4 protein-coding genes are annotated in these 7,361 nt (G+C 45.9%); 3 read left to right on the plus strand and 1 reads right to left on the minus strand.

Annotation, left to right across the window (positions count from 1 at the left end; translation table 11 throughout):
- Positions 1–132: 132 nt before the first annotated feature.
- From AACT18_RS05885 to hldE, 3 genes are all read left to right on the plus strand, one after another.
- Positions 133–1,389: a methyl-accepting chemotaxis protein gene (locus AACT18_RS05885; RefSeq protein ID WP_013856051.1), complete on the plus strand. Its 1,257-nt coding sequence runs from the start codon at positions 133–135 to the stop codon at positions 1,387–1,389.
- Positions 1,390–1,515: 126 nt separating this feature from the next.
- Positions 1,516–4,362, plus strand: coding sequence for a bifunctional [glutamate--ammonia ligase]-adenylyl-L-tyrosine phosphorylase/[glutamate--ammonia-ligase] adenylyltransferase (gene glnE, locus AACT18_RS05890; RefSeq protein ID WP_094124756.1), 2,847 nt, complete (start codon positions 1,516–1,518; stop codon positions 4,360–4,362).
- A 63-nt stretch (positions 4,363–4,425) separates the two neighbouring features.
- Positions 4,426–5,856, plus strand: a complete 1,431-nt coding sequence (gene hldE, locus AACT18_RS05895) for a bifunctional D-glycero-beta-D-manno-heptose-7-phosphate kinase/D-glycero-beta-D-manno-heptose 1-phosphate adenylyltransferase HldE (protein ID WP_017042672.1) — start codon at positions 4,426–4,428, stop codon at positions 5,854–5,856.
- Positions 5,857–5,941: 85 nt separating this feature from the next.
- Here hldE and tolC read toward each other — a convergent pair whose 3' ends face one another.
- Positions 5,942–7,249 (minus strand): outer membrane channel protein TolC, encoded by a 1,308-nt coding sequence (tolC, locus tag AACT18_RS05900; RefSeq protein ID WP_094124757.1) that lies wholly within the window; start codon positions 7,247–7,249, stop codon positions 5,942–5,944.
- Positions 7,250–7,361: the final 112 nt, after the last annotated feature.

Genomic DNA, 7,361 nt, shown 5'->3' on the forward strand with positions numbered 1-7,361 from the left:
TAAACACATTGGATTTGTCTCATCTTTGATATCATCTTTTTTCATACGAAGCTCAAAATAAATAGCTTTTTAGTTTTTGAGTTTGCTTACTTACCGAAATTTCAACATATAAGACATAGTGGAGAACTGACAATGGCAACAATGGCATTTAAGCCATGGGAACGTTTGATTACTGATATTCGTCTCGTTCCTAAAATGGTTATGCTGATGGTGTTTAGTACAGTATTGATCATCGCAAAGCAGCTTTGGGATGCTCGTACTTTTTACGAATCACTGCTTGCAGCAACTCAGAATACCGAAATCGCTCAGCAACACTATGATGCTTATTTGACTCAAGTAGTATGGCAAACGGCATTCATGATCATCGTTTTTGTTGTGCTTTTACTCGCCGCAGCCAAAGTCATGCTGCGCCAAACACAATATTTAAGTGATTCAATTAAGTTGATGGCAAGTCGTGATCTTTCCACACCGATTAATATGGAATGTAAAGATGAGTACGGCGACGTTGCGCGAGAGCTTGAGAAAACCCGCCGCCAGTTGCAAGACGTCATTAAGATGCAAGTGGATGCCTCACAAGAGCTTTCGTCACTTACTGAAGTCATGACCATCAGCATGTCAGAAACCAAAGATTCGGCTCAAGAAGAGTTTAACGAAATTGACCAATTGGCCACCGCCATGAGTGAAATGACATCCACGGTGCAAACGGTCGCAGAGCATGCACAAAATGCATCAGCACTAACCGAGCAAGCGTCAGGTCAAGCAGAAACTGGTCAGCGTTTTGTCAAAGGCACCATCACTAAGATGAGTGAGCTATCGAAGGATATCGCGGCATCAGCGCAAGCCGTCAACCAAGTTGAAGAACGAGTGGTTGCGATTGGCAGTGTTGTTGGAACCATCCAAAGTATTTCCGAGCAAACCAACCTACTCGCGCTCAATGCTGCCATTGAAGCGGCTCGGGCTGGTGAAGCTGGGCGTGGTTTTGCGGTGGTGGCCGATGAAGTGCGTAACTTAGCGCAGCGCACCCAAAAAGCGACGATTGAGATCCAAGAGATGATTTCTCAATTACAAAATAGTGCCAATTCAGCCGTTGATTTAATGGAAAAAAGTGTAGTTGAAGCGGCTGAAGGAGTTGAGCTGGTTACGAATGCGGGCACTGAATTAGATGGTATTGTGAATCAAGTGCAACGGATCAATGACATGAATATCCAAATCGCAACGGCCGCTGGGCAGCAAACTAGCGTGGCTCAGGAAATGGACCAAAATCTAACCAATGTGAGGGAGCTCGTTGAAGCCTCAGTAACAGTAGTTGGTGAGTTGCTTGAAACATCAGAGATCATGCAAAGCAACGCTGAAGAGTTAGATCGGAAAATCACGATGTTCAAAGTCTAACTCTGTAGAAATTCGATCCTTCAATCAACGCCCACAATTCTTGTTGTTGGGCGTTTTTTATTGATATAAGTTTGCTATAAATAGCCTTCTAGCGACTGCATTGGTCTCAATTCACAAGGATGTCTCATGTTACTGCCTTCATCACTTCACGCTTTTGCGCACACCACCTATCAACATTTGCTAGAGCAACAACCGAGCATTGCACAGTGGTCCGAGCCATTGAAAAAACAGCTGTTGTATGTGGTCGGGATGAGCCAGTTTATCAATGAAGCATTATTGCGAGATGAACGGTTGTGTATGCAATTACCGGAAATGTTGGCGGGAGAGTCAAGGCTAGAGCATTACCGAGACGATCTCGCTATACAGCTAGAAGAGTGCAAAGATGAAATGTCAGGGCATCGTATTTTGCGTCAGTTTCGTAACCGTGAAATGGTGTTCATCGCTTGGCGAGATTTCACCGCCAGTTGGACATTAGAAGAGAGCCTTGCACATCTTTCAGCACTGGCGGAAGCACTCATTTTTGAGACTTACCAGTGGCAGTACGCTGTTTGCTGCTTCGAGTGGGGAACGCCAACTAACGACCAAGGTGAAGCACAACCTATGCTGATCATCGGCATGGGCAAGTTAGGTGGCGGTGAGTTGAACTTCTCATCGGATATCGACCTCATTTTTACTTATCCTGAAAACGGTGAAACACAAGGCGCTCGCCGCAGCATCGCGAATGCGCAATTTTTTACCCGTTTAGGCCAGCGAATCATTAAAGCGTTGGATCAACATACCTTTGACGGTTTTTGCTACCGAGTTGATATGCGTTTGCGTCCTTTTGGTGAAAGTGGCCCACTGGTGATGAGCTATGCGGCGCTCGAAGATTATTACCAAGAGCAAGGGCGTGATTGGGAGCGTTATGCGATGATCAAAGCTCGAGTAATGGGGCGGGAAATGTATCCGCAGTACCAAGAGCTGCGTCAAATGCTGCGACCATTTGTGTTCCGCCGCTACATCGATTTTAGCGCCATTCAATCTCTGCGCCGTATGAAATCGATGATCAGCAGCGAAGTGAGACGTCGAGGGCTGCATAACAACATCAAATTAGGCGCAGGCGGGATCCGCGAAATTGAATTCATCGCACAAGTATTTCAGTTAATTCGTGGTGGACGAGAACCCAGTTTACGTCAGCGTGGACTATTAGAAACACTGGTTGCAATAGAAGAACTTGCCCTGCTCAAACCGCAAGAAGTGGCCGATTTACGACAAGCTTATCTGTTTTTACGTCGCCTTGAGAACCTATTGCAAGCGATGGCCGACAAGCAGACGCAAACCTTGCCAGACAATGAACTGGATCAACTTCGCTTAGCTGTTGCTATGCAATGCACTGACTGGGTAACGCTGCTTCACGAAACGCATCAACACATGACCAAAGTACATCAAGTATTTGCAACTCTGATTGGCGATGATGAAGAAGAAGATGACCACTGCGTTGCTAAACATTTTCACGAGCTGTGGGATATGGCGCACAAGCCTGATGTGCTTGAAACGATTTTTCAACAAGAGCTTACCTGTGATGATCCTGCCGGCATGGTGCATGTATTGATCCAATTTAAAGAGGATTTGGCGAAAAAAACGCTGGGCCCACGCGGACGAGATGTATTAAACCGGTTGATGCCAAAACTGTTCCAAGCGATTTTCATTCATCCAGATGCGCAGTTTGGCTTACCTCGTGTGCTGCATTTGATGTACAAAATTGTGACTCGAACCACTTACCTTGAGCTGCTAGATGAACACCCTGCGGCATTGACGCAGCTGGTGCGTTTATGTACCGCAAGCCCGATGATTTCGGAACAGCTTAGTCGTTACCCCATTTTACTCGATGAACTTATCGACCCGCAGCATCTCTATAATCCAATGGAGTTGTCTGCTTATAAAACTGAACTGCGTGATTTTCTTGCTCGTATTCCCGAAGAGGATATGGAGCAGCAAATGGAAGGATTACGCCAATTTAAGCAGATCTGCATTTTGCGTATTGCTGCTGCTGATATTGCCGGTGCTTTGCCTGTGATGAAAGTGAGCGATCACTTAACCTACCTTGCTGAAGCCATCGTTGAAGCCGTGATCAACCAAGCTTGGCAGCAAGTCAGTGCAAAATACGGCCAACCCACTCATTTAAAAGAGAGGGATGGTAAAGGGTTTGCAGTCGTTGGCTATGGCAAAGTAGGGGGCTGGGAGTTGGGTTACAATTCCGATCTTGATATCGTGTTTCTCCATGACTGCCCGGTGGATTGTTACACCGATGGCGCAAAAGAGATTGATGGCCGTCAGTTTTATTTGCGCTTAGCCCAGCGCGTGATCCACATTTTTGCTACTCGTACCGCTTCTGGTATTTTGTATGAAGTTGATACTCGTTTGCGCCCGTCTGGTGCGTCCGGTTTGTTAGTTAGCCCCGTTGAAGCATTTGATGAATACCAGCGCAATGAAGCGTGGACGTGGGAACACCAAGCCTTAGTTCGAGCTCGAATGATTTATGGTGATGAGCCACTGCAACAGGCTTTCCATCGCACCCGCCATGAGATTTTGTCATTGGCAAGAGATGAAACCAAGCTCAAGCAGGATGTAGTCGCGATGCGGATAAAAATGCGCGATCATTTGGGGGGAAAGAAAAGTGGCCGTTTTATGCTTAAACAAGATGCTGGTGGCATCACTGATATTGAGTTTTTAGCTCAATATCTAGTGCTGCGTTTTAGCCATGAAAAGCCAAAATTGACGTTTTGGTCAGACAACGTACGCATTTTTGAGTCACTACTGAACCAAGGTGTGATGGACAAAGAACAAGCGCAGGCTCTCACCGATGCCTATACCTCAATGCGCAATCAGATCCATCATCGAAACTTGCTTAACTTGGATGCGGATATTGACGAAAGTAAGTTTGTTGACCTGCGAAAACGAGTCACAAACGCTTGGCAGCAGTGGCTAGGTTGAGTGTTTTAGAGACTCAATGAGCTGTGTTACACTCAGCGCAATAACAAAAATTGGAGATCCACAATGAAACCAATCCTACCTGACTACAATGATGCAGGTGTATTGATTATTGGCGATGTGATGCTTGATCGCTACTGGTATGGCCCAACTGGTCGCATCTCACCAGAAGCCCCCGTTCCTGTAGTAAAAGTAGAGAATAGCGAAGAACGTCCAGGCGGCGCGGCAAACGTTGCAATGAACATTGCTTCGCTGGGCGGTCATGCGCACATTGTTGGTTTAACTGGCGTGGATGAGCCTGCTAACGTTCTGACTGAAACGTTAACAGCGTTGAAAGTGAGTTGTGATTTTGTTGCTCTGCCAAATTATCCAACCATTACAAAATTACGCGTGCTAAGCCGAGGCCAGCAACTGATCCGTTTGGATTTCGAAGATAAGTTTGAGAACACCGATCCAGAACTGATTTTATCTCGCATGGAGCTGGCGTTACCGAAAGTAAAAGCGGTGATCTTGTCCGATTACGCTAAAGGCGCATTAGAGCATGTGCAGCAATTGATCCAAAAAGCACGTGCAGCCAACGTTCCCGTTTTTATCGATCCTAAAGGAGCCGATTTCGAACGTTATCGTGGCGCAACATTGCTCACACCTAACATGTCTGAATTTGAACAGGTCGTAGGCAAAGTAAAAACAGAGCAAGAGCTAGTAGAAAAAGGCTTTGCCTTGATTGAACAGTTTGATCTTGGCGCGCTGTTGGTGACTCGCAGCGAACATGGCATGACACTATTACAACGCAATCAGAAGCCATTCCATTTACCAACATTAGCCAAAGAAGTGTATGACGTAACGGGCGCGGGAGATACGGTGATTTCAGTGCTGGCGGCATCAGTTGCGGCAGGTAAACCACTTGATGAAGCGTGTGCATTAGCCAATGCGGCGGCGGGTGTTGTGGTTGGGAAATTGGGCACTTCAACCGTTTCAACCATTGAACTAGCGGAAGCGGTTCACGGTAGCAAAGATACTGATTATGGTGTCATCAGTGAACAAGCCTTAATTGATGCGGTAAAAGTAGCTCAAGCTCAGGGCGAAAAGGTGGTGATGACCAATGGTTGCTTTGATATTTTGCATGCAGGACATGTTTCTTATCTTAACCACGCAGCCAAATTGGGCGATCGCCTGATTGTTGCCGTTAACACGGATGAGTCGGTTAAGCGTTTGAAAGGCCCAGGTCGCCCAGTCAATACAACGGATCGCCGCATGGCGGTACTGGCTGCATTGGGCGCTGTCGATTGGGTGGTTCCTTTTTCTGAAGATACGCCACAGCGTTTGATTGCGGCTGTACTACCTAACTTACTGGTGAAAGGTGGTGACTATAAACCTGAAGATATCGCCGGTGGTGAAGAAGTGATTGCGGCGGGTGGAGAAGTCAAAGTGTTGAACTTTGAAGATGGTTGCTCAACCACAGAAATTATTGAAGCAATTAAAGGCGGCAGAGGCTAACATCGCGCTGTATCCTTTGGCATTTTGTATAAAATGAGCCAATCACTACAAAAAAGCCGCTGAATTGTCAGCGGCTTTTACTTTTTTAGCTGTCTGCTTTTAAGCCAGCGTTGATATCTAAAATATCTTGCTCGCTCAAGGTGCCTACTGCTTGACGCAATTGCAGGACGCTCAGTACATAGTCATAACGTGCGTTAGAGAGATTTTTATTCGCATCGTAGAGACGGCGCGTTGAATCAAGCACATCAACAATAGTCCGTGTACCTACATCAAACCCTGCTTCGGTCGCTTCCAGTGCTGATTTCGCTGAAATAACTGACTGTTCATAAGCACGTAAAGCGCCAATAGAGGCATTGATGTTGTTGTTAAATGCGCGTACATCTTTCACAACGCTGCGATACGTCTGTTCTAAATCTTGGCTTGCAGCAACGTACGCAAATTCAGCTTGTTTGGTTTGCGAAGTGGTTTTTCCGCCAGTGTACAATGGCACCGCAAGGTTAATACCGACATTAAAATCGTTATAATCCCCTTTAGAGCCGCTGTTATTATTACTTTCATCGCCGTACTTGTAGCCGCCATCAAGAGTCAGTGAGGGTAAGTGCCCTGAACTTGCCAATGAAATATTATCTTTCGCGACATCTTGAGCAATACGAGCGGTCAGCAAAGAGAGGTTTTTCTGTTGGGCTTCTTCAAGCAGAGCATCAATCGGCTGTGTTGTTTTGCTGGCTGAAAAGCGATTAGTATCCAACACACTTAAATCAGAATGTTCTTGCCCGGTAATTTCACGCAAGGTTTCATAACTATTGGTGAGGCTATTTTTTGCCAAAACTTCATCAGCAAGCACGCCATCGTATTGCGCTTGTGCGTCATGTACGTCAGTAATCGCAGAAAGACCGACTTCAAAACGTTGTTTCGTTTGCTCTAATTGACGAGCCACTGCCGCTTTTTCTGCACGGACAAATGCTAAGTTATCTTTGGCGCGAAGCACTTCAAAATAGGCTTGTGCAACGCGTAAAATTAGACCTTGCTGGGTGGCCGCATAGGCAGAATCCGCTTTGCGTGCATTCTTTTCTGCCGTGTCTAAAGAAACCCAACTTGAACGTTGATAAAGCTGCTGAGAGAAACTGATGCCTGCTGTGAGCTTATCACTTTCGCGTGCATCAATATCACTGCGGTTGATATTGTAACCAGCGGTCAGGTTGATTTGTGGTAACAGATCGCCACGGCTAGATGTTACCGCTTCAAATGCAGCATCACGTTGAGCTGCAGAGCTCAGTAACTGAGGATCATTTTCTTTGGCTTGATTATAGATTTCAGTAAGAGTATCCGCCCATACTGAAGAACTCAGGCTGCCTAATGCTGCGCTGATGAATAGTGGAAGCAGTTTTTTCATTGGTCCTATTCCCTGCCTTAATATGTAAGAAGGTTACTTTTAAGGAGTTTAACTTAAATTGGTGGTAATTCACTCGAAACTTTGCACTTTTTTACACATAACTGTCCATCTG

The organism is Vibrio sp. V04_P4A5T148 (genome assembly GCF_963875605.1).
Taxonomy (GTDB): Bacteria; Pseudomonadota; Gammaproteobacteria; order Enterobacterales; family Vibrionaceae; genus Vibrio; species Vibrio anguillarum.

Bases quoted from the DNA above. Each gene is read 5' to 3' on its own strand.
- AACT18_RS05885 (WP_013856051.1), top strand. From the start codon at position 133: ATGGCAACAATGGCATTTAAGCCATGGGAACGTTTGATTACTGATATT.
- glnE (WP_094124756.1), top strand. From the start codon at position 1,516: ATGTTACTGCCTTCATCACTTCACGCTTTTGCGCACACCACCTATCAA.
- hldE (WP_017042672.1), top strand. From the start codon at position 4,426: ATGAAACCAATCCTACCTGACTACAATGATGCAGGTGTATTGATTATT.
- tolC (WP_094124757.1), bottom strand. From the start codon at position 7,249: ATGAAAAAACTGCTTCCACTATTCATCAGCGCAGCATTAGGCAGCCTG.